Origin of the sequence: Haloquadratum walsbyi J07HQW2, from assembly GCF_000415985.1 — an archaeon.
GTDB lineage: Archaea > Halobacteriota > Halobacteria > Halobacteriales > Haloferacaceae > Haloquadratum > Haloquadratum walsbyi_B.
In genome coordinates, this window is record NZ_KE356561.1 from 3,156,803 (window position 1) to 3,179,713 (window position 22,911).

General features: G+C 48.8%; 26 protein-coding genes, 2 tRNA genes and 1 pseudogene. 14 read left to right on the forward strand and 15 right to left on the reverse strand.

All coding sequences use genetic code 11. The features are described from left to right. Positions 1-193: 193 nt before the first annotated feature. A complete protein-coding gene (locus J07HQW2_RS14770) occupies positions 194-1,129 on the reverse strand; it encodes a class 1 fructose-bisphosphatase (RefSeq protein WP_021056419.1) in 936 nt (311 codons plus the stop codon). Positions 1,130-1,435: 306 nt separating this feature from the next. On the opposite strand from J07HQW2_RS14770, the gene J07HQW2_RS14775 reads away from it, so the two are divergent. Continuing rightward, a complete protein-coding gene (locus J07HQW2_RS14775) occupies positions 1,436-1,741 on the forward strand; it encodes a DUF5798 family protein (RefSeq protein WP_021056420.1) in 306 nt (101 codons plus the stop codon). A gap of 217 nt (positions 1,742-1,958) precedes the next feature. On the opposite strand, the gene J07HQW2_RS14780 is transcribed toward J07HQW2_RS14775, so the two are convergent. After that, on the reverse strand, positions 1,959-2,393 hold the full coding sequence (locus J07HQW2_RS14780; protein ID WP_021056421.1) for a CoA-binding protein: 435 nt from the start codon (positions 2,391-2,393) through the stop codon (positions 1,959-1,961). Positions 2,394-2,667: 274 nt separating this feature from the next. Further along, positions 2,668-3,528: a geranylgeranylglycerol-phosphate geranylgeranyltransferase gene (locus tag J07HQW2_RS14785; protein ID WP_021056422.1), complete on the reverse strand. Its 861-nt coding sequence runs from the start codon at positions 3,526-3,528 to the stop codon at positions 2,668-2,670. A 231-nt stretch (positions 3,529-3,759) separates the two neighbouring features. On the opposite strand from J07HQW2_RS14785, the gene J07HQW2_RS14790 reads away from it, so the two are divergent. Beyond that, positions 3,760-4,230 carry an FKBP-type peptidyl-prolyl cis-trans isomerase gene (locus tag J07HQW2_RS14790; protein WP_021056423.1) on the forward strand — a complete coding sequence of 157 codons (471 nt, stop codon included), beginning with the start codon at positions 3,760-3,762 and terminating at the stop codon, positions 4,228-4,230. A gap of 365 nt (positions 4,231-4,595) precedes the next feature. Here the strand turns inward: J07HQW2_RS14790 and J07HQW2_RS14795 are convergent. Continuing rightward, a tRNA-Lys gene (locus J07HQW2_RS14795) sits at positions 4,596-4,671 on the reverse strand. Between the two features lie 176 nt (positions 4,672-4,847). Between J07HQW2_RS14795 and J07HQW2_RS14800 the strand changes: the two genes are divergently transcribed. Next, positions 4,848-4,922: transfer RNA gene (locus J07HQW2_RS14800), tRNA-Arg, on the forward strand. 1,106 nt (positions 4,923-6,028) lie between these two features. Here J07HQW2_RS14800 and J07HQW2_RS19100 read toward each other — a convergent pair. Beyond that, positions 6,029-6,151, reverse strand: a complete 123-nt coding sequence (locus J07HQW2_RS19100) for a hypothetical protein (protein WP_303704220.1) — start codon at positions 6,149-6,151, stop codon at positions 6,029-6,031. 217 nt (positions 6,152-6,368) lie between these two features. Here J07HQW2_RS19100 and J07HQW2_RS14810 point away from each other — a divergent pair, with 217 nt between their 5' ends. The 3 genes from J07HQW2_RS14810 to J07HQW2_RS19105 all read left to right on the forward strand — a co-directional run bounded on the left by J07HQW2_RS14810 (position 6,369) and on the right by J07HQW2_RS19105 (position 7,783). Continuing rightward, positions 6,369-6,566, forward strand: coding sequence for a DUF7987 family protein (locus tag J07HQW2_RS14810; RefSeq protein WP_021056425.1), 198 nt, complete (start codon positions 6,369-6,371; stop codon positions 6,564-6,566). A 270-nt stretch (positions 6,567-6,836) separates the two neighbouring features. Further along, positions 6,837-7,301 (forward strand): hypothetical protein, encoded by a 465-nt coding sequence (locus J07HQW2_RS14815; protein ID WP_303704221.1) that lies wholly within the window; start codon positions 6,837-6,839, stop codon positions 7,299-7,301. 344 nt (positions 7,302-7,645) lie between these two features. Next, complete coding sequence (locus tag J07HQW2_RS19105) at positions 7,646-7,783, forward strand: hypothetical protein (RefSeq protein WP_303704222.1); 138 nt, start codon at positions 7,646-7,648, stop codon at positions 7,781-7,783. A 50-nt stretch (positions 7,784-7,833) separates the two neighbouring features. Here the strand turns inward: J07HQW2_RS19105 and J07HQW2_RS14820 are convergent, their stop codons facing one another. Then, positions 7,834-8,325, reverse strand: coding sequence for a hypothetical protein (locus J07HQW2_RS14820; RefSeq protein ID WP_048075325.1), 492 nt, complete (start codon positions 8,323-8,325; stop codon positions 7,834-7,836). A 389-nt stretch (positions 8,326-8,714) separates the two neighbouring features. Next, entirely contained in the window at positions 8,715-8,972 is a 258-nt protein-coding gene (locus tag J07HQW2_RS14825; protein ID WP_048075326.1) for a hypothetical protein, read from the reverse strand. 398 nt (positions 8,973-9,370) lie between these two features. Here J07HQW2_RS14825 and J07HQW2_RS14830 point away from each other — a divergent pair, with 398 nt between their 5' ends. The 3 genes from J07HQW2_RS14830 to J07HQW2_RS14840 all read left to right on the forward strand — a co-directional run bounded on the left by J07HQW2_RS14830 (position 9,371) and on the right by J07HQW2_RS14840 (position 11,374). Beyond that, complete coding sequence (locus J07HQW2_RS14830) at positions 9,371-9,622, forward strand: hypothetical protein (protein WP_021056428.1); 252 nt, start codon at positions 9,371-9,373, stop codon at positions 9,620-9,622. 310 nt (positions 9,623-9,932) lie between these two features. Further along, a complete protein-coding gene (locus tag J07HQW2_RS14835; RefSeq protein WP_021056430.1) occupies positions 9,933-10,262 on the forward strand; it encodes a hypothetical protein in 330 nt (109 codons plus the stop codon). Positions 10,263-10,666: 404 nt separating this feature from the next. Beyond that, complete coding sequence (locus J07HQW2_RS14840; protein WP_021056431.1) at positions 10,667-11,374, forward strand: hypothetical protein; 708 nt, start codon at positions 10,667-10,669, stop codon at positions 11,372-11,374. A 106-nt stretch (positions 11,375-11,480) separates the two neighbouring features. Here J07HQW2_RS14840 and J07HQW2_RS14845 read toward each other — a convergent pair whose 3' ends face one another. From J07HQW2_RS14845 to J07HQW2_RS14850, 3 genes are all read right to left on the reverse strand, one after another. Further along, entirely contained in the window at positions 11,481-11,726 is a 246-nt protein-coding gene (locus J07HQW2_RS14845) for a hypothetical protein (protein ID WP_021056432.1), read from the reverse strand. 396 nt (positions 11,727-12,122) lie between these two features. Further along, on the reverse strand, positions 12,123-12,293 hold the full coding sequence (locus J07HQW2_RS19655; RefSeq protein ID WP_343122467.1) for a hypothetical protein: 171 nt from the start codon (positions 12,291-12,293) through the stop codon (positions 12,123-12,125). Positions 12,294-12,356: 63 nt separating this feature from the next. Next, a complete protein-coding gene (locus J07HQW2_RS14850) occupies positions 12,357-13,136 on the reverse strand; it encodes a tyrosine-type recombinase/integrase (RefSeq protein WP_021056434.1) in 780 nt (259 codons plus the stop codon). 610 nt (positions 13,137-13,746) lie between these two features. On the opposite strand from J07HQW2_RS14850, the gene J07HQW2_RS14855 reads away from it, so the two are divergent. Further along, positions 13,747-13,962 carry a hypothetical protein gene (locus tag J07HQW2_RS14855; protein WP_021056435.1) on the forward strand — a complete coding sequence of 72 codons (216 nt, stop codon included), beginning with the start codon at positions 13,747-13,749 and terminating at the stop codon, positions 13,960-13,962. 93 nt (positions 13,963-14,055) lie between these two features. Here J07HQW2_RS14855 and J07HQW2_RS19110 read toward each other — a convergent pair whose 3' ends face one another. Then, positions 14,056-14,208: a hypothetical protein gene (locus J07HQW2_RS19110; protein WP_021056436.1), complete on the reverse strand. Its 153-nt coding sequence runs from the start codon at positions 14,206-14,208 to the stop codon at positions 14,056-14,058. Positions 14,209-14,871: 663 nt separating this feature from the next. On the opposite strand from J07HQW2_RS19110, the gene J07HQW2_RS14860 reads away from it, so the two are divergent. The 3 genes from J07HQW2_RS14860 (at position 14,872) to lpdA (ending at position 18,829) form a co-directional block, all read left to right on the forward strand. Further along, positions 14,872-16,113, forward strand: a complete 1,242-nt coding sequence (locus J07HQW2_RS14860; protein WP_021056437.1) for an MFS transporter — start codon at positions 14,872-14,874, stop codon at positions 16,111-16,113. Positions 16,114-16,639: 526 nt separating this feature from the next. Beyond that, positions 16,640-17,164: an HPP family protein gene (locus tag J07HQW2_RS14865; protein ID WP_021056438.1), complete on the forward strand. Its 525-nt coding sequence runs from the start codon at positions 16,640-16,642 to the stop codon at positions 17,162-17,164. A gap of 252 nt (positions 17,165-17,416) precedes the next feature. Then, complete coding sequence (gene lpdA / locus J07HQW2_RS14870) at positions 17,417-18,829, forward strand: dihydrolipoyl dehydrogenase (RefSeq protein ID WP_021056439.1); 1,413 nt, start codon at positions 17,417-17,419, stop codon at positions 18,827-18,829. Positions 18,830-19,068: 239 nt separating this feature from the next. Here the strand turns inward: lpdA and J07HQW2_RS14875 are convergent, their stop codons facing one another. Then, on the reverse strand, positions 19,069-20,040 hold the full coding sequence (locus tag J07HQW2_RS14875; protein WP_021056440.1) for a pentapeptide repeat-containing protein: 972 nt from the start codon (positions 20,038-20,040) through the stop codon (positions 19,069-19,071). Positions 20,041-20,319: 279 nt separating this feature from the next. Between J07HQW2_RS14875 and J07HQW2_RS19115 the strand changes: the two are divergent. Further along, positions 20,320-20,699: pseudogene (locus tag J07HQW2_RS19115) on the forward strand (zinc ribbon domain-containing protein); the annotation flags it as partial. Positions 20,700-20,801: 102 nt separating this feature from the next. Here J07HQW2_RS19115 and J07HQW2_RS14880 read toward each other — a convergent pair. The 3 genes from J07HQW2_RS14880 to J07HQW2_RS14885 form a co-directional block, all read right to left on the reverse strand. Then, positions 20,802-20,981 (reverse strand): hypothetical protein, encoded by a 180-nt coding sequence (locus J07HQW2_RS14880; RefSeq protein WP_021056442.1) that lies wholly within the window; start codon positions 20,979-20,981, stop codon positions 20,802-20,804. 246 nt (positions 20,982-21,227) lie between these two features. Next, entirely contained in the window at positions 21,228-21,383 is a 156-nt protein-coding gene (locus tag J07HQW2_RS19120) for a hypothetical protein (RefSeq protein ID WP_303704223.1), read from the reverse strand. A 677-nt stretch (positions 21,384-22,060) separates the two neighbouring features. Next, entirely contained in the window at positions 22,061-22,732 is a 672-nt protein-coding gene (locus J07HQW2_RS14885) for a Yip1 family protein (RefSeq protein ID WP_021056445.1), read from the reverse strand. Positions 22,733-22,911 lie beyond the last annotated feature (179 nt).

Consider the following 22,911-nt stretch of genomic DNA (forward strand, 5'->3'; position numbering starts at 1 on the left):
ATGTCAAATTCGGGGGTCGCCTCGGTTAAAAATATCGACCAAATGTACAATCGTGACCGCTGAAAGTAATAAACTGCATTCTCGCATCTCAGATTACCGCAAATCGACTATCGATAATGACCGAAAAGCCCGCTGTTGATATGACATATGCAAATCAACACTGTGAACAATATATTCCAGTAGATCTATTCAATCAATCGGCGTTAGCCTCACCTGTTAGTGCAGTCTCAAGTTGCTCAATCAGTGATGGTGTTCCAACATAGACTGGCGTCCGATCATGAATGCCATTTGATTCGACCGCAAGCAATGACTGCGAGCCATCTGAAGAAGCTCCACCAGCACATTCAATAATATACCCGACAGGATACCCTTCAAATTGGATGCGAAGCTTCCCGGATGGAGCGTTCGTGAGCGCTGGATACCCGAAAATCCCACCATACGTGAGCACCTGATTCACATCACCGATCATCGCTCCTCCATATCGGAGTTTCATCGATGGATCAGATTCAATCTCATCAACAAAAGACTCGAAATCAGCAGGCCAATTCGGCACACGCCCACCAAAACCATACACCGTTGGTTCCGTTGGGACGTCTACTTCCTGTTCAATTGGTTCATAGCTTCCATCTTGGTGAATGACATAATCCGTGACAGAACCACCGACTGCTGCAATCATTGTTGTCGTTGCACCATAGAGAACGTATGCCGCAGCAACTAGGTCAGACCCATGTGCTGGAAGGGGTGCATCGTATACTGCTGCAATTGTCCCCATTGCAGCGTTTGGTTTGAGATTTGAGGAGCCATCAAGTGGGTCGACACAGACTGAAAACCCTGATCCAGTATCGTCGGCTGATGCACGTTCCTCGCTGGCGTACTCTCCCACTCCATCAAGCGAGCCAAGACGGTTACGGAGGAGTTCATCAGCGAACATATCTGCCTCCATTGGCGACTCTCCAGACGGATTCTCCTCATCAGTCTTGACACGCCGTCCTGGGAGTCCACTTCGAATTTCTGGAGCCGTGCGGGCAAGTATGTCGAGAATTGATGTGATTGTCTTATTATCTGTAAGCGATAGTGATTGCCCTCTAGAGCTGGGGTTAGACTCAGAATCAGGTGGTGACTCGTTCATGTATGTGATTTTATTGACGAAGCCACTCGTTTAATATCTCCGGTGAAAAGTAATTAAGATATGGCTATTACTTCGCGCTTCGGTCAGGAATCGATTAGTCTCTGTCTTCATCCAGTATATTTGAGTTACCGCCATTATTGTCATTATACTCGGGCCCTGCTCCAGCTTGCGAATTAAGAGATTTATTTTATGATTCTGTTTGTTGGCTAGATGGTATGCTATGAGTTGCGCTGGTATAGATAATGATCCGTATCCGTATCTGAACTAGTCGGAATATACAGGTAGCTTGATGAGTAGTTGTATCATATGGGATTGGGAACAACAGCGAAGAAGCTACAAAAGGTAACGGAGATGGCGGAAAACGTCTATCAGCGATTAAATGAACTGCGAGCGCAGATTTCAGAAATGCGGGAAACGACCGGTGAGACACAAGCGACTGTTGACCGACTTGAGACTGAAACTGCTGAGATTCGAGCTATTGTTGAGGCAATCGCTGATCAAGAAGATATTGATACTGAAACTGTTATTGCAGACGCACACATCACTGAGGCTGAGGCTGAGGCAGAGACAGCAGAATCAGCAGCAGAATCAGGATCTGACTCTGGACTCTGACGTCACTCCTGATAGTCCGGCATAACTGGCATTGTGGGACTGATCGTGCATTGAATGCTCTTTGCCAACTAGTGAAAATATCGCATTAAACAATTCTGTTAATGATTACTATGACGAATACCGTAGGGCACGATCCTGAGATGATTCACACATAGTAGATGGTGTCCTGTCCGTTGAGAGTACAATGTTCGTAGGCGCATACACACCATATTGTGAATCATGCCCTATGCGTACTGTGTGCAACTTTGAGACAGCGGTCTTGAACGACATCAATTCCCGCCTCGGTGGCGTTTGAGGCTGCTGTATCATCACGAATTCCACGCTGTAACCAGACAATTTCGGCATCGCCAACGCGGTCGTGTCGCTCAATTACCGACTCAATAATTTCTGGTACCTCCTCGCTTGGTCGAAAAATATTGACTATATCGATTATGTCGTCATCTGGGACAGCTGTGAGTGAATCATACGCTGTTGTATCGAAGATCTGCTCTGCAAACGGATTAATCGGCATAATATCATATCCATGCCGAATAAGATACTTAGGAACATCGTGTGCTGGCTTTCCTGGCGTCGTTGAACATCCAATAACAGCAATCGTTGTCGCTGTAAGCGCCCGCTCAATTACGCTCGGTGAATCTTCTTTGATTGTCATTACTTGAATCTTCAGTTGTGAGCCATATATACACGTATATATTGCTTATCGTGTTTTTACTCTCAGTTGTGTGCATTTCACCACTCATACGACACTCCTAGGTTATTTCATCTGTATTTGCTTATCAAAACGTGTCGTAGTGGTGAATCCGACCCGACGCGACCCGACGCGACGATACTGACCCGCGAATCTGCCTATTGTCGAAGTATAATTGAGCGCTGATGCTTCTCATGCACAATCCACTGTGAGCGACAGTATCGGCTATGTAAGCTATTTATATCCCAGCCACGGTCACAGCCCGTCCAAGAACAAATGCTGCTGCTGCGACGAACATACCGATTTTAAGTAACTGTTGTCCCTGTGCGGGCTTATGTGGTGCCTGCCAGACTCCAGCCAGCATGATCATATCCGCGGGCACGACTAACGTGAGGTACCAGATTCCAAAACTCCTTATGATGTATGGCACGACACTTGCAGTGATAGCAATCACAAGCACCCCCGTTGCAATACGGCGTGCAGGTGTGACCCCAATAACAATTGGCAATGTCTGAAGCCCTTCTTGGCGGTCACCATCAATATCTTCAATATCTTTGATAATCTCTCGAGTTGCTGTTGCGAGCGCAGCCAGTATAAACAAGACAATCACACCGGAGTCGGTGACTTGACCGACTGCTGCGGCTCCAAATAAGAATGTTGAACCGGTAAGGTATGCAACGACGATGTTCCCGACACCAGGAAGCCCTTTGAATAACTCAGTGTATGCGACTAATGCGAGCAGATTCGCTACCGCAAGTGCAATCGCAATAACTGGGAGAACCAATGTTGAGACAATCGCAGCAACAAACAGTAATCCACTGAATATAATAGCGCCTCGTTCACTGATAGCTCCGCGAGGAATTGGTCTCATTGGGCGATTGATTCGATCGATTGCGCGGTCAAAATAGTCATTAATCGCATTCCCAGCTGCAGTCGCGAATATTGTTGCCGCAATAGCACCGATTAAATGAATGGCTGTCACTGCAAGGCCACCGGCGACAAAGGCTCCAGTGAAGGTGAGCACACCCGCTGCGACCGCGTTCCCAATCCGCATCAGATCAATGATCCCACGGATTGTTCCCCGGACGTCATTATTCATCAATTTAGTTTGCTACAATCGAGGAAATAAGTGACCCGAAATCACTGTCAACAATAATCAATATCTGTGTTTGTACACACTTTTGATAAATTGAGTCATGATACTGCGAAGTCTCGACTCATGACGGGTAATGCAGTAAGCAGCACCTCATATGCGCACCACCCAAACAGTAAAATTATTATACCATCAAGAGATGCAGCATATTATCCGTGTCGCACCAGTGATATATGCATGACAATATCTACTGGAGATTCTGTGACAATTGAGTATACTGCTCGAACGGGTGATGGGACTGTTTTCGATACATCACGGCAATCAATTGCGACAGAGGTCGGGTTGAGCAAGACACAACCTGACCGCGAGTATAAACCATTTACCTTTGAAGTCGGGGGTGGGGTGGTCATCGAAGGGCTTGATAAAGCGTTGGTCGGACTTGAGGAAGGTACTCATTCGAACATTACAGTGTCACCGGAGAAAGCATACGGTGAATGGAAGCAAAGTCGCGTTCGTGAATACGATGCAGATAGTGTTGAGATAGCCGGTGGGACCATTGAGGAGGGATCACATATCAAATCCGACGATGGCACTGTTGCAGAGATCACGCATGCTGGTCCGGACATTGTCCGAGTTGATCATAACAATCCGCTTGCTGGCAATACAGTGCGATTCGAAATTGAAATCATCAGTGTACGAACAGCGTAACTCAGTATCCTCAATATTGTTTTATTTTTAATATGCGCATACACTTCTTTATAATGAGCAACATAATCTCCTGATTTTTTGACCTGAAGAGTTAACCATACCTTTGAGTATCTCTGAACGTGAGAGGAACGAATCGTAAAAATACTCAAAATAAGGGAACAGTATTTTATATTTAATCGATATGTGGCTGATTATGGCTGAGATATCATAACGTATGTTACATTAGGTATATACCGTCCAGTCGCATCTCAAATGACAATCCGAACGATCTGCGTAGTATAGTCCCTGGGGATAATTCTCACTTTTGTTGAATTATCCTTACACAAATCATATTTGCTCGTATGAGATCAATAATAAATGAATAACGGGCCGGGAGGGATTTGAACCCTCGATCCTCTGGTTAAAAGCCAGATGCTTTGGGCCAATCTAAGCTACCAGCCCACATTGAAATACGAGTAACTCAGATATAAAAGAGCTTCAATTTGTTATGTCGGATCAAGGTGTTTGTGATAACCACACAATCCTGTTACGTGTTCACGAAGCAAATGAGTGGATGGAATGAAAACAGACTTAAATCAAACCTGGTTATTCACTATTGCGAACGCGAGATGATAATTGGGCGCTTAGCTCAGTTTGGACAGAGTACTTGGCTTCGGACCAAGCTGTCGCGGGTTCAAATCCTGCAGCGCCCATTCGCTTTCCTATTCCTCAAAATCCAACAGACAGCGTAGAGGTGTATATAAACACCCTCACCAAACTGACTATTGAGTTGAACACGCAGCGTATTCCAGGGTCGTCACGTCTGCCGATTCACAAATGCCAATCATATCCACAGTGACAAAAGTATGCGTGCTCACTCGGTTTCCACGTTCATTTCAAGATCCACCAGACGACTGTGCGTGCTCCAAGTTGCTTCGACCCTATATCACTGCGCGCTGAGTATCAAGTGATCATTACTTAATTGCTTCGCAATCAACACCGTCGTTATCATCCTCCCGTCCAACCAGCGTGGACGGATCTGTGACGAGTGTGCCACATCACACTCGTCGTTCGAGTTGAAATAATGAGCCGACTGTCCCCTGCGCCAGGGTTTAATAAACGATAGACCAAACAAACCTATGACCGCTGCGACAAGCGTGGCAAGACTGACGACTCTCTTATGATATACACTACTTACTACGACGCCAATAGCCGTGGTGCGACGACTTCGTAAGTACGACCACCGGTCTACTAACCAACGATGCGGACAAGATAACCATTGAGAATATATTAGCAGGGTCAGCCGGTCAGGGTGAAAACCAGTGACTGGAGTCAGCTCAGTGATTAACCAGACATATTTTTGAAACTCCGCTCAGTGGGGCGGTGTATGATTAAATTCGACTATCTGATAATAACTCATTTCCTCGCTCTTTTTTTCTCAGCCGTCTGGACACTAGTGTTTATATCGGGAGTACGGTATAAACGAGATTATCATAGACTGAAGACTGAAAGAAACACAGAGCAGGATGAACTTCTCACCTACTGTGATATCAAGCCTCACATTCCTGATGCTATTCAATATAGGGCTCACATCGGCGCTGGAATCTGATAGTGATCCACTGCCGGGCGTCCCAATGTAACACTTCTTTAATCTGCCCGAAGACGGGGTCAGCGGTAATCAGATGGCACATATCAATCTCCTGCTCGGTGTCACCGTACTCAACACAGTCCGGTGCATCGTTAACCCCAAGTTATGTGTTCTCTGCGTTGTACCCGCTCTCTACCGGCAGCATACCACCATTTGCAATCATTGTGTTCGTTACCTCGTCTTACCACGACGCATTATCTCTGATGCTGTAACTGTGCCATCGGTGTTAATTACCATCGCCTCAGTTGCCTGTGTGTATGCTTCGCCGGTCGCACCGCCTGACACGAGCGTCACACCGGTCAACCCATTGTAGTGTCATCGTCACGTATCATCTCTACTTCATGATATTCAGTCGCCACACTGCGAGTCCACACACGATTATGACCTTTCACACCACTCCCACAACAGTAACAACAACCGACTGAACAATCCCCAACTGCACATCTTCCCTAACGCCTCTCACGTTTCGTCTCTTCTGACGTTCTCCTGAATCCACGAATGGTGTTATTCGATGCTCTCCCGTGAAAATACAGTTATTATCACGTTCATCGCGTTGGCAATGGTATTATCACTCCCACTAGCCGGACTCATCAGATTCCTGGATGGACCAACTCCTCCCAAATGGCTACCATACGTCATCCTAATTGGCGTTGGAGTCATCGCTCCAATACTGGTGAATGAACATCTCAACACAATCGAATCGCCCTGAGTATGAAGCGATGAACCGTTACATGGCTCGCTTTCTGATACAATGGCTCATGACCCCGAGCAAGAGTAACCTCATCACTGTTTTGAACTTCCGTGTTCACTTCGAAAAAGAATTCACGTTGTCGCTACTCACGCTCCCAGTGGCACCGTCTTCACGAAATCACGACTCCATTTCTGCTCGAATATCGCTCCACAGGTGCATCATATGATGACGGTTCGTCAAATGCTGGACGCTCACCGTCGAGTAGTTATCATCAGTGCCGTGATCTGCGTGAGTGTACTTATGATTGTGCTTGTGCTCGCCTCCATCCCTTCTGTTTTGCAGATTGTCTCTGGCGGAGCGTATTACTCAACAAACGAATTGCCAGTTAATCAATCAGCCGCGTTCGACCCACCTCAGACAGCGAATTTGAGTCAGTCTCAGTCTCCAGAAGACGCTCGGTTCACCGTCACTGTCGAAAATCAAACGCAGTACACAGTGAGCCGACAGGACGCCGTTGGGAACCCATCACATGTCCTCCGACCAACCGACGCACAGGTCGTTGGTACAACGCTCGTCATCCGCGAGGAATCAGTCATCACCGACTCTGACCCCGACCCCGACACACTGTCCCCCAGCGTCGTCTCAACCGGATCATACACCGAGCAATGGACTATCACAGTTCCAATCGACCGAGTTGCTGTGTATCACCCATACCAAGACCATCCATATGTGAAATCGGTCAACTCAAATTAATCATAACTACGTCGCATGAAAACTGCCATGAGTAACCAACCAACACAAATTCGTTCTGCTCACCACAGCATCGTCTGCAGATACATCATAGTCGGTTCACATCGCTCCTCAACGAATCCTGTGCAGGACTTCTCGTTCGTGAGAAACGCTGTATCGAGTCACTGAGCGTCCGCACGATACGAGACATATGATCATACCACGCCTACTACACAGCGTATATCCCTCATCTTCATTCTCACCGCCTGCAACTCATAGCTCAGCGACAATCGCAGTCATACATCACTACGTATCAGCCATACAAGTGTTATTTGACGCCAACTCACAGTCAGCTGGATCCTGGTGGATTGAAACGGCGAATCAGTTTCGGGACCCCCGGCGACGCAAGCACTGACGGTCCATCGCGACCAAAGCGCGCAGCGAGTCGCGGGACCGAAACTGACCGAGGGCTTTCAGAGTCCTCACATCACACGCCGTGGTCATAGCACAGCCACTACTCTCCCTTGCTTAGATGAACTCCCATCCTCTTGCCCCCTCACCATACACACATATCGAGTACAGTCAGAATACGTCTTCCAGAACTCGCTTTCTTACTGCCCTTTGAGCCTGTTTGCAGCACCACTGAACCGTGTGCTTTCGACGCCCACATGAACGACAACAACGCCATCTCACGGTTCCTCTCTTTAGCACCCTCAGCAGTTTTGTCGCCAAGTTGTTCCGCTCGCTCACGAATCTGTGGCACAGATAATGACGCTAATTCACTCAACCGATTCATGCTCTTTCGATAGTACGGACGTAGCCCACCAGCATCCTCATATCGGGCAGGGACGACAGTCCCTCCATCAGCCACAGCCATCGGCGGTGTATCAACCGGTGCCATCACTGCTGGTCCAGCATCATTCGAGTCAACAACATGCCATCCATCCGCGAGATGAATTGTATCAACACGAACCCACGGAGTCACATCCGCACAATTCGGAATATCAAGACAGTCCGCCCAATTATCGCGGATATCAGTTGCATCCATTAACTGACGTACTCCACCGAATATGACGTGTCTGTGTGCCCATCCATCTTGATGCGGCTCCTGTACCCACATATACGGCGGTACACACCCCGGAGTGGGCTTGTCTGCGCTTTTCAGATCATACTGTAGCTTATCCCTGAACCTCTTCCACGCCTCAGCCATCACCTCATACGAATGTACCGCTGAATCAGCCACCGCTCGCGGCAATGTCAAAGTTAGCACCACCCCCGACTCAAACCGTCGCTCTAACTCATCGGCATGATATTTATAATTCTCCACTAAATTGTTTGCCCGAGAAGCACACCCAACGCGTTGCACAGCCGGTATTGCACCTGAATCCAGTCTCTTGGAACCGCCCTCGTCATCAACCAGTGTCGACCGATGATCAGCTATAAATCCAATGCCAGCCCTAATTGGGAATCGTTCAGACCGTTCTCAGACCCTCGTCTCCAGCCAAGCCGCTCATCAAATCGCTGGACAGGGAGGGGATTCCCACCGGCATCAACAGCCTCGATTGGCTCCCACCATGGCACTTTTTCCTCGGGATTGCATGCACGTATCAAGTATACCGCTTTAGCGGTAGGACGCACCTTTGCATGACCAGATTCGGTCTTCTTTTTCCACAAGTCTGGGTGTTGATCTGCCAACCAGTTTGAACGGTTGTAGTGTTTCCTTAATCATCGCCAAACTCCGCGTCAAGGACGTTCTCGAACGGGACAAAATCAGTCGGACAATCACCCAGCATCGCAGCTGCCGTGACGAGTCGTGTCTTTTCAAATCCTGTTGGATCACTCGCCCATGGGAATGGATCATCCTCACTGCGAAGGAACTCAGTAATCTCGGTTGTGGTTTGAGACAGTGTCAGTTGAAATATCAGTTTCTTTTGACATACATATGGTAACGCACTTCATACAGTTAATACTTGTTAGTTCATTCACATGATTGTAATTGATACTATCATATCGAGATAGTAGTGAACTTATTTTAATTCGACACGCAAGTTAGGCACAATCTAATTAATACTGTGCAAACATGACGTATCATCATGCGTCAACCAGTGACCAGTGCTACTGAGTTAGAATCCGGTCAATCATATGAAATATATCGTGACGGTGAACAAGTCGATAAGGTTCATACGATGACCGTCAACCCCGAATCGGACATTGCCCACGTCGTTATCGGCGAATACGACAATCCACACGAAATCACCATCAGTGAGTGGCTCGATGAGTATACTATTGTGCCTCACAGTCGCGGCGCGAGTACGCTCGATATTATGAGTCAATCGCTCCCATAATGACTATCCTCCTAGCAGATGTCTTAACGACTATGCCAGGACCTACACGAAAGACAACCCGCGACGATGTTATCGTCGCCATGCAAGCACGCCGACAATAAGCGTGAGCCGTGGACGACAAAAGAAATAGCCGTCGCTGTCGACTGTTCACATTCAACCGCGTACAATCGACTCCGTGAACTGAAAACACAGAATCGCGTCAAACAAAATCCGTCGGCTCATCCGGACGTGTGTGGTGGCTCACAGAAACTATCGACACACACTCACAACACACAGGAAAGAACACTGATACAGCACAAGAGGTCGAATCATGACCACTGCCAGTCTCACCCAACCACTCAAAGACCATCTCATCGAAATCCGTCAAGAGTACAATTATAGCAGCCTCGATGAAACTGTGGTCAACGTTCTCATCAATGATGTCTCCCTCACTCGAACCATCGAAGACGCAAACACGCTCGATGATAAGGGTGTTATCAAAGTCAGTGACGAAACGTTAGAGCTACTCAAAATTCACAAAGAAAAAGCAGAGGCCAAAACCTACGATGATTTACTCCGTGAACGCTCTGGTGCAACGAGTCGAGATCACGGCGAAGAACCCATCGAGTGGGAACCACTCGATGCACAGCTGATGTATTAACAATCCCCACCACGGCAACTTGTACATGTACAATCGGTAACTATGACGGACCATCGAAATCAACGTCCTGTGTCTCGTCTCGTCTCGCAAATCCTCAATTTTATCTAATCGCACATTCATGCGCATATCCTCACTGTTCTGCAATTCTTCAGCAATTATCTGCAAACGCGTAACTCAATTATAAATCAGTCATCTCCATCCCAGTAACTGCTCATATAATCGAGAATCCGTCGGTAATTCCGATGTTGATACTTATGAGGTTAGTAGAGAGACAGTTACAGTCATACTCACGCAGACAGTCATCGTAATCACAGTCACGTCCATGTTACGGACTCACAATTACGAACACGGACATAGAGCCGTAGCTTGGCGCAGACGTAGATCCAGAATTAAACTGGGTGAAGATGGTGGATAAAACTGAAACAGAAACTGATGATGACATTGAGATTAGCACCGTTGTCCATGATATCGAAGATGATGATCCGGATGACGCTGTTGTCATAAATACTCCTCCAATTGAAGCACATGAGTGGACAGTAACTGATACCGACACAGTCGCAAACACAAATCCGGAGTATCCCGACGAGTCGACAGTAATCGTGGTGGCATTCTTGTCGACACTTACTCAAGCAAGTGCTTACTCTGACTGGGGTGGGACAACCCCGATTGAATTACCGGCTGATTGCCAGACGTATGCATTTCCACGCGGACGACTCTGCCGTGTCGGCACGTACTCACAGCAGCTGGATCAACATCGGCATCAAGAGAATCAAAGCAATTTTGAGACTGACGTCTCTGATCAGCAGCAGCAGCAGCAGACACAGAATGAGGATAAGGACGAAGACGAACATGAAGACAAGAGTAGTGACATTCCGCCCGTGGAACGACTCACGACAGGACAACAGGATCTTCGTGAGCGGTTGAGCGACCGCAGCGAGGTTGTGGTGGAGGGAGATCCAGACGACCAGACGAGCGCTGTGCTGGTGGTCAACAAACTCGGCGAGGAGTACCGCATTACGGCTGATGGGACCGTTTCAGAGGGACCGGTGGCTAATCGCCTTGCGGAAGTAGCTCAAGAGTATCTGTGTGGTGACGCTCAGACTGAGTCCTGAATCTCACAGACGAATCACCATGTAGCGTCGATACGAGGCGGACTAACTGAAATACTAAGATGACTGTTCTACGACTGCGACTGTGCCGACTCTCTGTTCTGCTTCTTTACGCACCACTCAAAAGCTCCTGTTGAAGTTCATCATCTGTTTCACCGAAATTACACCCCAGACGGTATCCGAGATTGTCCCACGTAAGATCCTCTGGTGGTGGTCCATCGGAGTATTTTGATGATTCATCATTGTCTTTGAGATCCTTCACGGCGGCTGTCCACCCTCGTTTGAATGCCCCTTGTCGGTCAGGTCCAGGGTTCTCCTGTCTAATATCTCCGGTAGGGATTATCGGGTTATCCATATCTGCTGTATTGAAAGCATGTTTGAAAAAATCAGGTGCCTGAGCTACCGAATATCCTCTCCAGTCTTGATATCATCTCTGTCAGGAGCCGGTATCGTCGTTTCAAGAGAAATTATCGAACCCATAACAACACATAATTTAATGACACTGACCGGCACTGAACGAGGTTAAACCGGCTTAATTCAACGTGTGAGCGAAGCGAGATACTCAACTATCTTCTCAGCAGTTCGCTAAGGGGCATGTACAAAATTTAAAACCGGGTGTCATGCACGAAATCAAAAATAATTGCTTCGTCCAGAGAGCGCGGAGCCTTGTCATAGGTCATTCATTGCACGTACCTGTTGTGCGACAAATATGAAGAAGTGAGTCTGGACACCGACCATGTTAGATGCTCGTTCAATCGAAGAATTGGCGTCGCTGTTCAGCCTTCTCGGATTCGGTCATCTCATTGTAATGTTTATCAAGCACATTGACCGATACGTTCGCACGGTCACCGATAATTTGCTTTGGAGTTTCAGCTTGGAGGTAATTGGTTATGCTTCCACGTCGAACTGCATGTGGACTCACGCTCTCAGGGCATCCTGAGGCGGCAGAGTACCCCTGTGCAGCCTCGCAGGTCTCTGGGTCTCGTCAGTCTATTGGACAGTCATCAGAATACACACAGGGACGCGTGTATGCGTAGACATGACTTTGGATAGTCTGTCCATGAATCCGACCATGTGACGTAGCCAATAACGGTTCACGCCTGTATTCATCAGTCACAGCCGGGCGTTGGTTAGCAATCCAGTCGTCTAACAGTTCGCAGAGTGATCCTCGCAAGGCGATGACCCGTTCACCACGTCCTTTATTCTTGATTGGCGTTCCTGTCTCGGGGCGATGCTTGACGGCGAGTTGTTGTCTTTGAGCATCGTAATCACCCACGTCCAGTGCGACAGCTGCCCCACGTCGAAGCGCAGTTCGCCACAAGAGTTCCACAGCGACGTGTTCGACAGACGCGTATTCGTACTTGCGGAGGTACTCAAGCACCAGTGTGCTATCCTCAGGATCAAGCATCACTTCTCTAACGTTGTCGTTGTGATCTAGATTGGGTGATTCGACTGATGTAGACAGATCCTGTGTGACGGCATTGATAGACTCACACCAGCGGATGAACACACGAAGGGTATCCATCTGCGTCTTGAGAGTCACATTGTTGATTTCCCCGTCGTCACGTCGCCAGAGTTTGTATCGCTTCAAATCACGGCTGATGATGTCGTTGAGGTTGTCAATGGCTTTTTCGTCACACCACCGAATGAAATGTCCAAGACGTGATCCGTGGCTATACAGGGTCCAGTCGGAGACTTCAGTTTCTTTTTGTGTGAGATACAGGTTGAGTGCAGTCGCCGGTTCGATTGATTCGAGATGCGTCATTGGTATGTTCTCTACGAATCGGGAGACGTGCTTGACTCGGTGTTGTTTACTGAGTGTTTGCGTCCGGTTGTTGTGTGGTATCGACCGGCCGCTTAGCCCACGTGGTTTCGCCAGGTGGCTTCGATGCTGTCGCAGGTGAGGGGTGCAGGGAGCGACCGCCGGGATGCGACTGAACCGCGAACATGGGAAGGGGGTTCTGGCACGAGCGTAGCGATGTGTCAGGTTCCCTTCCCTAGGTTCCAAATCCTGCAGCGCCCATGACTACGAGCGGCTTGACTCTATTGTCTTTATTTGGTACAATCATCGATGGCACTCTTTGTTGATATGAACTATCGATCTTGACCGACAATCCTGCTGTCATAGCGGTTCCCCCAACACAGGTGGCATTAGCCGTACAGTGTGTGAAATCAGAACAGAACTCAGTAGCAATCGGGTGTCAGCAGGCCCATATTCATTCGGAGCCACTCGCGGCGATCCTCCTAGTCTATCATAAAAATAGGGAGGACGTTCCAGAGCGCGCCAGAGTGCTCATATAATCGTCAAATAGTTGCTCTACAGGAAGCTAGCTCTATCGAATTATATTTAATTTAATCAATGGATAGATACCGATATGTCACAATACACATACACTCAGATACAAAGTGGTTGCACTCATGTAGAATCCTCAGCAATTGACTTCGGTCAGGCTGGCGTCTCATATTCCGCAGCAGTTGAGTTCTGTGTGCTCGTGATTATATATAGTCTTGCCCTCACAGTGCTTGGCGCCTGGCGGGGGGTTGTCACTTCGAACAGCTTGTCTGGTGAGGAATCGAGATCACGATCATAACATTACCCCTTCATCATGTCAGTTTTGATAATTAGGATCGTGAGAGATACAGGGACATCGTTGAATCTCAACTTAATTTCCTCTCAAACCGGATTAGCTGTGATTATCAGTAGGCTCAAGCAATCTCCAGATGACATTGTCGCAACTATCGCCACGGTGCTTCTGTTCATACGACTCGTCGGTTAATTCTTCGCTAATTTGAATCGAGGTTCGTTCCACATTATCGGTGTCATGTGCAGGTGACATAATCCTGCATCATTGATATGATAGTGTATAACATAAGATTATATTCATCATAGATGACTGCTGCAATCCAACCCCGACGCGCCAATCAGCGAGTCAGATGATTATTGGGTTACGTTTCATGCAAACCCGAAAACATGGATATGGAATTCTCAAGAAGATTGTATAGACATGATTTTGATAATCAATCCTAGTCGAGAGGACGGGAGCCTCCCGGAGCTGGAGCAACTGATGCAAATTCGCTTAATTCCGGAGAAAATTTTCATGTGAATATTATATTAAATCAGTTGTTAATGCAAGCCCCTCTGGAGTAAGGGGTTTGTCTGGAGTAAGTGAGGGCATGATCACACCGACAGAGGGGGGTTGAGGTGAGTCTACAATAGCCACACAAGTAATCTATATACTGAATCTAAAGCTCGTCTTAATCATTCACATACTCCTTCCTCCCGTAGCGTCCTCACTATTTCCCTCGGGCGACGTGGGCAGGGAAATCATGAATGACGAAATCATTCGCTACTGTATAAACATGTTATTTACACAAGCTACAGAACAGTCCGACCACGAGTCATCTATTCATTTGTATGGAACAGAGAGCCCCCGCCGACAAACGAAACAGAGATACTGAAACAATCGAGCGATTCATTATATCGTCTCTGATGGAGAATAGTGACCGGACTGATTGATGACCGTACACTCGACGACGACTCAGTGTGGCGTTGGGCGACCATCGCGACCGGATGGCTGCTACTTTTATTCGTCGGTGCATACCTAATCACGCCAGCTAGTATCCTCCCGCTGGTGATGACCGATCTCGGTATCACTGAATCCACAGCGGCTGCAGTTGTTTCGATGCCACAGATCGCTGCAACAGTAATTGGTATTCCAGTCGGCATCTATCTTGACCGCGTTGAGACCCGCGCGGCGGTTCCGGCCGCAGCAGCCGTGCTCTTTATTGGCAGCACCGGTGACTGGTTCGCTGCGAGCAGGGGCATCGTCTCGTTGTTGATCGCCTCGCGATTACTTGCCGGTGTCGGGATGTTCGTGCTGTGGGTGACCTGTATCAGCGTTGCGGCAAGTACGTTTCGACCGACTAGGCGGGCAACGGCGACATCAGTCATCATCTCCGGCTATCCGGCAGGGTATGCGCTCGGACAACTGGGTGCGCCACGCATCGCCGCTATTGTGGGCTGGCCAGGAGTATTTCCGGTCTTCGGCGTCGCGGTGCTGATGATGTCGTTCGCCTTCTACACCGCTGTCGGGCGCGTATCGCGGTTCCATGCGTCTACGGAACCGATGACAATGCTCGGTTTCAAACGGGTGATTCGGAACCGGAACGTGTGGGCGGTCCTCGTCGTCACGATCCTAGGCTACTCGTTGTATATGATATTCAATTCATGGATGCCGACATACATCACTCGCCGGTTCGGCGTCTCGCTGGCAGAGAGCGGCACATTCGTCGCGCTGTTTCCCGCGGTCGGGATTCTCGCCCGACCGACTGGAGGATGGCTCTCGGACACGGTGCTGGGTCAACGACGACGGCCTGTCTTCGCCGCCTCATTCGTCGGAGCTACCGTGCTCGTGGTTGCGATGTTTTACAGCACGACGATCGCGGTGCTAGTCGCGATACTTGTTCTTGCAGGGGTGTTCGTCCAGTTGCAGATCGGGCTCATGTACCAGTCGATTCAGGAATTCGTTAACCCCCAGGCTGCCGGGACGGCAATCTCGCTCGCGAGCGTGACCGGGATGGGTGGGTCGTTCATTGGACCCGTTGTAGCCGGAGAACTGGTCGCTACTACTGGAATCGATGTCGTGTTCGTGTTCGCGGTCGGTCTCAGTGTGATGGGAGGACTTACTGTCTGGCAGATGGCCGAGTCTGGCGAGTCTGGCGACCCTACGACGCTAGCCTGATTGCACCCTTTACCTGGCTGACCGTGTGTGCAAGATTCGTCTTTCGTCTTTCGCACTGATCTACTCGTTAATTTACACAGTCACAGTCACAGTCACAATCATCATGACAGTGGCGCTGACTATTGCTTTCTGGTGTGAGAGCACTCCCGCGGATGCGGATGTAGCACAGATCAGATGTGCCCCTATCGATTATGTGTGCCGTGTCCGCCCACGCCAGAGGTGATATTATTCGGCATCCGTCTCCCGAATCTTATCCTTTAGGTAGATCAGGTAATGGACGCCTCCAGCTTTTCATCTCATAAAAGACGTCTGTCATCTTCTGTAGAGGCGGCAAACGTCTCGATAATCCTGACAAGTGACCCCTCACAGGTGTATCTACTGTACTCACACAATTTACGATAAGAATTTATGAGAGTATAGTAGGAGCTCTCATTTGACTCCTACATAAATATGAAAAGATAATAGACATATTTGCTCTGCTATCGATGCCACGGAGAGTTATGAATCAAGTGCGGAGTGACAGAATATGAGACGCCGAGTTGGAACGAGTCTATATGCTGGAGTACTGTTCACGGTACTCGGCGTGATTGCGTGGGGGAGTGGGCAGCCGGTCATCTTTCCGAGCCTCGGTCCAACCGCTTTTGTTCTCGCGTTTGACCGACGGAGTGAACGAACACAGACGTATCGAATCATCGGTAGTCACTCTATCGGTGGAATTGTTGGTTTGACAGCGTGGACAGTGGTGGCAGCAGGGGCTTCGATTACTGAGACGCCAATACCATTCTCCATACAGGGCTTTCGCCTAGCTGCAAGTGCAACAATCTCCATCGTACTGACCAGTTGGGCAATGATAGCCGCTGATGCGATTCATCCACCCGCTTGTGCTACGACACTCATTATATCACTTGGTCTGCTTTCGACACCGTTGCGTGTCGCCATTATTATTGGAAGTGTCAGTGTTCTGGTTCTGTTTCACACTGGCGTGCTATTCATATTCAAGCGCATTGTTGGTGAATCTCACCCGCTATACAGTGAGGAGAAGTCCGGTTAACGAGCAGTGTGTTTTCGTGTGTGAACCACCCCACCCCACCCGACCCGCTCACGGCCTGCACCGTTCGCTCCTTGAGGATGTGGATTCCTGTTTCTATGACGCGCTTTCCATCCCATCCACAACCTCGGAACTACCCGACGAGCTAAATTCACCAGCTTCCAGGCAGCGATTTGTTATGCTTGATTAGTTTTATGATGAGTGACGTCACGGACGTCATCAACTACTATATTTATTGAACAAAGAACTGGTATAATGCAAGCAACGACCGATCTTGCTGTTATCGGTGCTGGTCCGGCGGGCTACACCGCGGCTATTCGTGGCGCACAGAAGGATCTTAATGTCGTCCTTATTGAGCGTGAAACCATCGGAGGCGTTAGTCTCAATCACGGCTGTATTCCGGCGAAGGCGTTGATTCACGCTGCTGGATTCCAGAAGGACATCGATCACTGGAATGCTCTTGGCATCGAGACCGATTCCGTCAACGTCGATTTTGACGCCATCCAAGACTGGAAAGACAGTGTGATCGACCAACTCGACCAACAGGTTCTCGATAGTCTTGATCACCACGGCGTCGAGTTACTCGAAGGGACCGCTCACTTTGTTGATTCAGAGACACTTCAGGTCGACAGTAGCGGCGGCACCACTGATAACGAGACGCAAACAATTGACTTCGAGACGGCGATTATCGCCACCGGTTCGAATCCGATCGAGATTCCCGGACTCGAGTACGACCAACCAGGTGTCATCACCTCACGGGATATTCTACAGGTCGACGACGTTCCCGACGAGATCGTGGTTGTCGGTGGCGGTTACATTGGGATGGAGGCTGTCACCAAATTTTCGAAGTTCGGCGCGCGCGTCAAAATCGTTGAGGCACTCGACCGCGTGCTCACCCAATTTGAGCCGGAGATCGTCAACTCGATTCAGGAGACAAGCGAGATGTACGACAACGATATATACACCTCGACACTGGCTCAGGGCGTCGAGTACGACGATGGAACGCCTGTGCTCGTTGCTGAACAGGACGGAGAGGAAATCCGACTGTCGGGCGATCATATCGTCGTCGCTGCCGGTCGAACACCAACTTCAGCGTACGATCGGTTAGCGCTCAACACCACCAATGTTGAACTCACCGACGATGGTTTCATTGAGGTTAATAATCAGTTTCAAACAGCCGACGATTCCATCCTCGCAATCGGTGATGCGGCCGGTCCGCCATATCTAGCCCATATCTCGGTCCGAGATGGAAAGACCGCTGCGGCGGTCGCTGCCGGTGAGGAACGGACTGTCGACGCTGAGTACATGCCGACAGTCATGTACACCGACCCCGAGGTCGCGACTGTCGGTCTGTCGGAAGCCGAGGCTACCGAGCAACACGACGACGTGTTGATCGGTCGCGTGCCGATGCAGAGTTCAGGTCGCGCGTTGACCACTGATAAAACATCGGGCTATCTCAAGATTATTGCCGATACCGACGAGCAACTGTTAGGCGTACGGATCGTCGGTGCTCGCGCGTCTGACACCATCGCTGAGGCGACGCTGGCGCTCAAGATGGGTGCCTCGTTGGATGACATTTCGACAACGATGCATGCCCACCCGACGTTTCCCGAGACCCTTGTTGAAGCTGCCGAAGCCGCACAAGGTGAGGCAATTCACGTTCACTAAACCATGGCTAGTCCAAACGCCGACTGTTGAGTATGACTCTCACGCAAATTGCCAGCAATTCAATAACCTCCTCGAAAGCATGTGTCCTGAAGCGAAGATTCTTTATTTAATATATTACCCTAGATCAGCATATATCCACGATACTCAATCTAACATGTTTGCTTGCATAGAAGAACTACAGTGATTGTCAGAGTCACCCACATAGCTAATTTTGCTGATGTGGGTACAGTATGAATTTTTCACTCTGAATCTCGCACGCCGTCCGGGAGGTTAGCGCCGGTGAGATCTGCACCCTCGATATCGGCGTCGGAAAGGTCGGCACCACGGAGATCGGCATCAGTGAGGATAGAACCGTTGAGTTTGGCGCCGGTGAACTTGGAACCCCTCAAGTCGGCGCCGGTGAAGTTTGTAAACGGGAATTGGTTTTTGGAAAGGTCCATGCCTATTGCACTGGTGCCGGACAGATCTGCACTCGTAAAGTTGGTGTTCATGAGGTCGGCATTCGAGAGGTCGACACCCATGAGGTCAGCACCGGTGAGATCCGCATCAGTGAGGTTCGCACCAGAGAGGTCGGCATCTGAAATCTCGGCACCGGCAAGGGCGGCGTCAGAAAGGTTAGTATCAGAAAGATTGGCACTAGGGAGGCTCGCGTTCATTAGGTTAGCGTCCGTGAGGTCGGCATCAGTGAGGTTTGCACTAGAGAGATCGGCATTGGGGAGGTCCGAATTTGTTAAGTTGGTGCCCGTGAGGTTAGCGTTTGAGAGGTCAGCATCAGTGAAATCGGCTCTGGAGAGGTCGGCGCCAGAGAGGTCAGCGGAGCGAGCGATGGTACCAGAAAGGTCGGCAGCGCTGAGATCGACGCGTAAGAGGGTGGCACGAGCGAGGTCTGCCTCCAGCAGGGAACTAAAGCGAAGAGTAGCGTCAGAGAGATCTGTATATGTGAGTTCGGCACCAGAGAGGTCCGCACTTGAGAGGGTAGCGCGAATGAGATTCGAAACGGTAAGGTCGGCATCGGAAAGATCCGCATTGGTGAGGTTTGCGCCTGAAAGGGTGGCATGGAAGAGATCTGCACCCGAGAGGTCGGCAGCGCTGAGATCGGCACCCGAAAGAATGGCGTAAGAGAGGTCCGCTTCTGGGAGATGAGCATCAGATTGAATATCTGTTTTCGTGAGCGTGTCGCTATTTGGAATTGAGAATTCATCTTGGAGCATTATTTGGTGAATGTGGGGTTGATTGGAATAATTCTGCTTTAGATATCAATCCCGGCTCGTGTCGCCGGGTTCGGGTCACTGTTCCTCGGTATGGCAACAGTCGTTTCTGACTCTGATAAATTGTCAGGTAGATGATTCCCGTGTTCACGTCTTTGTAGTAACCGATTACCGGTCACTTGGATATGAATCATATACACTAGCTCATATTTGTGGTTTATTCTACGATATTTAGCAGTTTATAGGCGCTAAGCCCCGTCCTCAAGGAGTGATGCGAATCCGAAATACAAGTGCACACGTGAGGGCACGCATTTTCTGAAAGTCGAAGCTGCACCTGCTGGCACGACCAAAGAATGTGCTTCGTGTGGTGTTGCGTCTGATAAGCCGTTGTGGGCTCGAGAGCACTCGTGACCTGCTTGTGGTTTTGACATGGATAGGGTAGGGATGCAAACGCAGCGCTGAATATACTTTCTCGTGGTTTTGAAGCGCTAGGACTAGGATTGGGACAATCCGACTCTGGAAGGTCTGTGGAGACTGCGCTCGCGCTCGCTCTGTTCACTTCGTCGGGTGTGTCCGATGTTGTGGATGTGGATGTGGATGGAAAGCGCGTCGTTGAAACAGGAAGCGGAAGCCTCACCCTCACCGGAGCGGAGCCGCGCTAGCGGCTGAGTAGGGTGGGGTAGTTCACATTAAACTGCCTCTTAACAGATCACTTCTAGCAACTATGTGGGCACGATGTAATTTTTTTGTCGATTAGTGTCGAATTATTGATCAGCTACCCGCTTTAGAATCTGTGGCGTCACGATAACCTCAACGGCTGCAAACAACAACATAATATTACTGACCAGCTCGTCTTCAATGAAGAAAACCGCCATTCCCACGATTAACCCTGCAGTCAGTATTGATTGCCCGTGTCGGAAGAGAGGGCTTTGAACTAATCCCATTATCTTAGATTGTTATAAGAAGAAATAAAAATGTAGTTTGAATCTTCTGACCGTGAAAATCGGCTGAGACGTAAGTATATATTACATATTTATTTTAATAATCACATGATATGTATGACACAATCTCTAGACCCCAAACGGTCTACGAATAGTAGATTATCACACACTCTGTGGCTTTCATAATCAACGTGAGCGGATCATGTCGAGACCCGGGTCCGGGTCGGGTCGGGGGTAATCCACAGGAGACTAATTCGACTCTGGCAGCCGTTGTGACGCCCAGAATAGAACAGCTAACCCGACTACAATTGCTATTGGTATGCGCAAAAACTCTAACCCGGCTTTGAGCATTATCAACAGAATGAGTCCAACATCATCGCCGATGGCTGGCGTTGTGGTTGGCATTACCGGGAATCGAGTAGAAAGCCCCGTGCTTTCGCGCGGGGAGGATGTCAACATACGTGGGGCTCTAGAAATAATGTGATATGAATGGACACGGTTATTAGTATAGTCATAACCACAGTTTATAGAACTCCCACTGGCAGTTGTTCACATAAAAATAGAGACTCAGCGGTCCGGATAAATCCACACGCGAAAGAAGAGAAGATGACCAACCATTGGATCAAACGAGACCAAGGAACAAATATGGCAGGCAATCATAGAACTGTGCCAAATTACTTAACGTATGAAACCGGTAGTATAGCGTGATTGCTAGGGTATATCTCCGGATTAGTCGAGAATATCACTCTGGATGAGTCAGCCTCGATTAATTCTGAGAGCCGGGATTATCACTCAATTTCCCATACCCTAGCAGTCATTCTTATTGTTATGCTATCATAAAAAATCTAGTGATTTTTCTATTCTCAGAGTAGCAACACTATTTTTTCGTTATGTCAGACTGCGTAATTATAGTGTGTTTAATTGATTGATACTGGTGAGTTGCTGATGTATTAAACATTGATTTGTGTCTATTTCGTGGATAGAAGACGCATACATCAGATACTGCTATTGAGGCCTATACGTTATGATTGATGAGAACCGCTAGCTTTGACCATATATTACCGATTGTATTCAGTCCGCGGTTACAACGTTGGTGTGGATTCTAGAACGGATTCGAGTAGGAAGGCGGCTATGATCGGGAGACCTACATTGAGAAGGATTTCAATCACAACGACTGCCCCAACCACAACTGCTGCACCCCGAATTGAGATATTCCTGACCCTCGCGACCGCGTACGTCCATATCACTCCAGCCCAGACGTACGCTCCTGTGTTCACCACGTAAGTGATGATAGCTCCTGGACTCTGAACGGCTTGTTGAATCTGTTGTGGGTCAGTAATGCTCGCTCCGGGCGTAAAAACGAATGCGATGATTCCCCCGACTATAGGAACAAGGACTCGTGGAGCGAAGCCCCATCCAATGGCTGCTAACAGGTCACGAAACTCGCCATCACCGGCGAATATAAGCGAACCGATGAAAAATAGCGCTCCAATGATCAGCCATGAGATGAATGGTCCAACTACTCCAAGCAATCCCCCGATAATCACCAGAATGAGATCAACTACACCGACATCTGCAAATGTTATTTCGGTGGTAGCGAATGATGTTAGAACTGAACCGAAAAGTCCGGCAATTCCGACGGCAGCGACCACTAACGCTGGACGAAACAGACTGGACTCAGCTGTGTCCATGTGTACATTGTTTCTGAAGAACGATGCTGGATGTATGATGGCGCGTTGAATATCCGATATCATACTCAACCTTGTATCTCTATATCTACCTCACTGTGAATCACATATAACCCATGTGACTGATTGCTCGAATTAGATTGCAAAAAGAGATGCAGTGATTAGTTTGTGACTACAACTGTGATTATGACTGGCATATTCAGACTCATACACGATGCGGTGGGTTTTAATTCAGTTATACGAAT

Bases quoted from the DNA above. Each gene is read 5' to 3' on its own strand.
- J07HQW2_RS14790 (WP_021056423.1), top strand. From the start codon at position 3,760: ATGACAATATCTACTGGAGATTCTGTGACAATTGAGTATACTGCTCGA.
- J07HQW2_RS14850 (WP_021056434.1), bottom strand. From the start codon at position 13,136: ATGACGCATCTCGAATCAATCGAACCGGCGACTGCACTCAACCTGTAT.
- J07HQW2_RS19120 (WP_303704223.1), bottom strand. From the start codon at position 21,383: ATGCCAACCACAACGCCAGCCATCGGCGATGATGTTGGACTCATTCTG.
- J07HQW2_RS14855 (WP_021056435.1), top strand. From the start codon at position 13,747: ATGTCACAATACACATACACTCAGATACAAAGTGGTTGCACTCATGTA.
- J07HQW2_RS14780 (WP_021056421.1), bottom strand. From the start codon at position 2,393: ATGACAATCAAAGAAGATTCACCGAGCGTAATTGAGCGGGCGCTTACA.
- J07HQW2_RS14775 (WP_021056420.1), top strand. From the start codon at position 1,436: ATGGGATTGGGAACAACAGCGAAGAAGCTACAAAAGGTAACGGAGATG.
- J07HQW2_RS19110 (WP_021056436.1), bottom strand. From the start codon at position 14,208: ATGTCACCTGCACATGACACCGATAATGTGGAACGAACCTCGATTCAA.
- J07HQW2_RS14810 (WP_021056425.1), top strand. From the start codon at position 6,369: ATGCTCTCCCGTGAAAATACAGTTATTATCACGTTCATCGCGTTGGCA.
- J07HQW2_RS14830 (WP_021056428.1), top strand. From the start codon at position 9,371: ATGCGTCAACCAGTGACCAGTGCTACTGAGTTAGAATCCGGTCAATCA.
- J07HQW2_RS14835 (WP_021056430.1), top strand. From the start codon at position 9,933: ATGACCACTGCCAGTCTCACCCAACCACTCAAAGACCATCTCATCGAA.
- J07HQW2_RS14770 (WP_021056419.1), bottom strand. From the start codon at position 1,129: ATGAACGAGTCACCACCTGATTCTGAGTCTAACCCCAGCTCTAGAGGG.
- J07HQW2_RS14885 (WP_021056445.1), bottom strand. From the start codon at position 22,732: ATGATATCGGATATTCAACGCGCCATCATACATCCAGCATCGTTCTTC.
- lpdA (WP_021056439.1), top strand. From the start codon at position 17,417: ATGCAAGCAACGACCGATCTTGCTGTTATCGGTGCTGGTCCGGCGGGC.
- J07HQW2_RS14820 (WP_048075325.1), bottom strand. From the start codon at position 8,325: ATGGATGCAACTGATATCCGCGATAATTGGGCGGACTGTCTTGATATT.
- J07HQW2_RS14865 (WP_021056438.1), top strand. From the start codon at position 16,640: ATGAGACGCCGAGTTGGAACGAGTCTATATGCTGGAGTACTGTTCACG.
- J07HQW2_RS14785 (WP_021056422.1), bottom strand. From the start codon at position 3,528: ATGAATAATGACGTCCGGGGAACAATCCGTGGGATCATTGATCTGATG.
- J07HQW2_RS14875 (WP_021056440.1), bottom strand. From the start codon at position 20,040: ATGCTCCAAGATGAATTCTCAATTCCAAATAGCGACACGCTCACGAAA.
- J07HQW2_RS14880 (WP_021056442.1), bottom strand. From the start codon at position 20,981: ATGGGATTAGTTCAAAGCCCTCTCTTCCGACACGGGCAATCAATACTG.
- J07HQW2_RS14845 (WP_021056432.1), bottom strand. From the start codon at position 11,726: ATGGATAACCCGATAATCCCTACCGGAGATATTAGACAGGAGAACCCT.
- J07HQW2_RS14840 (WP_021056431.1), top strand. From the start codon at position 10,667: ATGGTGGATAAAACTGAAACAGAAACTGATGATGACATTGAGATTAGC.